Raw genomic sequence first — 629 nt, 5'->3', positions numbered from 1 at the left:
CCCAGGCCCGGCAGGCGGCCGATACCATCGGCGCGGGCTGGGTTTTCCGGCGCTGGCAAACCGTAGTGGCCGACCCCACCGTGGCCGACTGCAAGGGCGACGACCCGCGCAACGCCTACGGCTTCGGCGCCTCCGAAATGCCCGAGTTGCTGCGCACGAAAGTGCCCGTATTCGTGGGCTTCGGTACGCTCGACGCGGGCGTGCCCGGCGACGACTTCCTGCGGCTCGAAACCATCCGGCAGCACCGCCGCAACTTCACCTTCCGCGAGTACCCCGGCCGCGAGCACAACTTCTTCGGCGTGAAAAACGGCCAACCCGACTACGACGACTTCTATTGGGACCAAGTGGGCGAGGATTTCCAGCGCTGGGCCGGCCTGTGGCCCGCCGATAAATAGCCGCCCGGCCATATCGAATTATTGTCGACCTTGCCGGGCATGAACCGCCGCCTGCCGCTCGCCTTCGCCCTGCTCAAGTTCGTGTCGGGCTACTTCCTCATCAGCCCGGAGTACGACCTGCACCGCGACGAATACCTCTACCTCAACCACGGCCGGCACCTGGCCTGGGGCTACCTCGAAGTGCCGCCCCTGAGCGCCGCGCAGGGCTGGCTGAGCCTGGCGCTGGGCGGGGCC

Annotated in this window: 1 protein-coding gene and 1 pseudogene; both read left to right on the top strand. The window is 67.6% G+C overall.

Annotated elements, in window-relative coordinates; genetic code table 11:
- Positions 1-395, top strand: a 395-nt coding sequence (locus ACYVDE_RS25440; protein ID WP_460504298.1) for a hypothetical protein, incomplete at its 5' end; no start/stop codon positions are given.
- Between the two features lie 39 nt (positions 396-434).
- Positions 435-629 (top strand): annotated as a pseudogene (locus ACYVDE_RS25435) (glycosyl transferase); the annotation flags it as partial.

This window comes from Hymenobacter agri (genome assembly GCF_054778495.1).
The sequence above is the reverse complement of the archived record's forward strand: the minus strand, read 5'-3'. Positions and strand labels throughout refer to the sequence as shown.